A 2,899-nucleotide genomic window follows, 5' to 3' on the forward strand; every position below is an offset into this window, starting at 1 on the left:
GCTCCTTGGAAATATTCATTTTTCCAAGGAAGAATGATACTTTTCCAAGGAACAATAAACACGAACATCCAACTTGATGTTCGTGTCTTGTCATAGTTCGAGTACTTCTGTCCCAGCCTCATTGTTTATTAACCTTCACCCGATTAGTGATCAGTACACCAAAAATAACGAATAAGGATCCGATCACTTGAACCCAAGTCAGTTGTTCCTCCAAAAATATAACCGCACCGATCATAGTGAAGACCGGAATGAGATTAAGAAAAACAGATGCCCTTGAAGGACCTATCGCTTCAATTCCTTTATTATAAGCAAGTAATGCGATGAGTGAAGGGAATATCCCTAAATATAACAGGCCTGAAATAACTTCCCATGACCAGTCGATCGATCCAATTTGTCCCATTTCAATGGTCATTAGTGGTATGAAAATAATAATAGAAACAACAGCCATTACTAGTAATGCCCCGTAAGTAGGGAATTTCCATGTATGCTGTTTAATGAAAATCGAATAAAATGCCCACGTAATCATGGCGAGAATCATTATTAAATCTCCACTATTAAATTGCAAATTCGTGATAATTTCCCATGAACCTTTCGTAATCACAAAAAAGACACCGAATAAGGAGATAAATACCCCAAGCATTTGCTTTCGTGAAAAACGTTCGTTAAATATTATAAAGGTAAGAATTAATGTGAAAATAGGTGCAGTTCCTTCAACAATCCCTGCATTGATCGAAGTAGTATAATTTAATGCCAAATATACGAAGATATTAAATAATACAAGACCGGTAGCTGATAATGCGAGAATCGCTTTCCATTCCTTTTTCCATAAGTCCTTATTATTTTTCCATTCTCTATAGCCAAATGGAATGATGACTAACACAGCTACAATATAGCGCAAGAAAGACAGTGTAATCGGAGGTATTTCCTGTGCAACAGGCTTCCCTACAATTAAGTTTCCTGCATAAAATATCGCTGCTAATATTAAAAGAAGATAAGCCTTCATGATCCACCTCCAACAAAGGGAATCATAACACTTTTATATAGAAGAAAAAAGGGGAATGCCTGATATAACGAAAAAAGTGCACGATGAATAGCCAAAACCCACCGTGATAAATTAAAATTAGCTGAGGAAAGTGGGTAACTTTTCTCAGCGTCATGTGTAAGTATATGTTTTACTTCTCTATTTTCTCTATCTCAAAAACATCCTCTAATTTCTCACTCAAAAATTGATGTGCATCTCTTACGCCTTGATTATAAAAAGTAGGGGCAATCTCTACCATAATAAAATCGAGTATAAATCCAGCCTCTAAATTGCCCAACTCTTCTTGTCGTTCAGTAGCAAAATAATTCTGGATAGTATTAATCATTTCATCCTGTTTCTCTTTAGCTAAGGAAAAAGGTGTCTGCATGGAAAAACTCCTTTCGTTTTTCCTCATTATATCAGACTATTTAATAGCTTTTTGTAATTTCTGAATCATTTTTAAGGAACGTCCTGTACCAACTGCAACAGATTCCAATGGATTAGCAGCTAGATGTACAGGCACATCATTGATTTTATTGGATAACCATTGCTGCATGCCTTTTAGTAATGCGCCACCGCCAGTAATGGTAATACCTTGATCAACAATATCACCACTTAATTCCGGTGGGCAGCTTTCAAGTGTTTCAGTAATTGCATGTAAAATCGATTCTAACACTTCCTTAAAGGCATTGTGCACTTCAGAGGCATGAATGGTAACCACTTTAGGTAACCCTGTTACGAGGTCACGTCCTCTGACATCCATTACTTCTTCAGGCTGGTCAGTATATGCATAACCGACCTCTATTTTTACTTTTTCAGCTGTACTTTCCCCGATCAGTACATTGTGTTGTCGTTTAACATATTGAATAATCTCTTCATCCATATGGTCACCACCAACACGTACCGACCTGCTGGCAACAACGCCACCGAATGATATAATACCTACTTCACTCGTACCACCACCAATATCAACAATCATACTAGCTTGTGGCTCTGCTACTGGTAAGTCAGCACCAATAGCTGCTGCAACCGGTTCTTCAATAAGATGCACTTCTTTTGCACCAAAACTTTTGACCGCATTATCAATTGCTCTACGTTCCACAGCGGTACTGCCTGATGGTGTACAAACAACAACACTTGGTTTACGTGTGGATACACCAGCTTTCTTGCTTACATTTTTCAAGAAAGCTTTCAGCATCTGTGTCGTCATATCAAAATCTGCGATGACACCATCTTTTAGTGGACGGATAGGGACAATGTTTCTCGGTGTCTTCCCAATCATATTTTTAGCCTCGTTACCGACCGCGACTACTTGGCTCGTTCTGGTGTCGACGGCAACGACAGATGGTTCATTCAAGATAATGCCTTTATTTTTTGTATATATAAGGATATTAGCAGTTCCTAGATCTATTCCAATTTCAGTATTTGAAAACATGATGTTACCTCCAATTAAGTATAAGCTCTTTCTATAATTATTCTGTTTTTCTTGCGGAATTATGACCGTAGATGGCGTGGAGGATTTTAACAATTTAATTACAAGAAAAACCCAGCAACCAGATACAAACTGTCAAATACATCCCTGAGGGAAAAGAACAGTCAGAAAAACCCTCGTACCGAAGCATCGGTTTTGGCCTCGAATGAGAAGGAAATCCTTGAACATTACGTTTTTAGTTTATGGATGGTGTGCACAATTACATACGTTTTATTTATGTTTTATACTTACAAAATTTACTTTTCATCGATTTGCAACTTGCTAGACGGGCGCACTAAGCTTTTTGTTGTATAATTAAAGAAAGTATAAAATCCTTGGTATAACAGCGTTTTGAAATGTATAGAGTGCTGGGCACAGCTCCGGAAAAATGCTTCGCTTTCCGCGGG

At 37.8% G+C, this 2,899-nt stretch carries 3 protein-coding genes; all 3 read right to left on the reverse strand.

Features of this window, described 5'->3' with window-relative positions; translation table 11 throughout:
* Window positions 1–118: 118 nt before the first annotated feature.
* The 3 genes from BM121_RS21670 to mreBH all read right to left on the reverse strand — a co-directional run bounded on the left by BM121_RS21670 (window position 119) and on the right by mreBH (window position 2,456).
* Entirely contained in the window at window positions 119–1,003 is an 885-nt protein-coding gene (locus BM121_RS21670) for a DMT family transporter (protein WP_091486884.1), read from the reverse strand.
* A 169-nt stretch (window positions 1,004–1,172) separates the two neighbouring features.
* Complete coding sequence (locus tag BM121_RS21675; protein WP_091486887.1) at window positions 1,173–1,409, reverse strand: DUF2164 domain-containing protein; 237 nt, start codon at window positions 1,407–1,409, stop codon at window positions 1,173–1,175.
* A 36-nt stretch (window positions 1,410–1,445) separates the two neighbouring features.
* Entirely contained in the window at window positions 1,446–2,456 is a 1,011-nt protein-coding gene (gene mreBH, locus BM121_RS21680) for a rod-share determining protein MreBH (protein WP_091486889.1), read from the reverse strand.
* Window positions 2,457–2,899: the final 443 nt, after the last annotated feature.

The sequence above is a fragment of the Gracilibacillus orientalis genome (assembly GCF_900114645.1).
Taxonomy (GTDB): domain Bacteria; phylum Bacillota; class Bacilli; order Bacillales; family Amphibacillaceae; genus Gracilibacillus; species Gracilibacillus orientalis.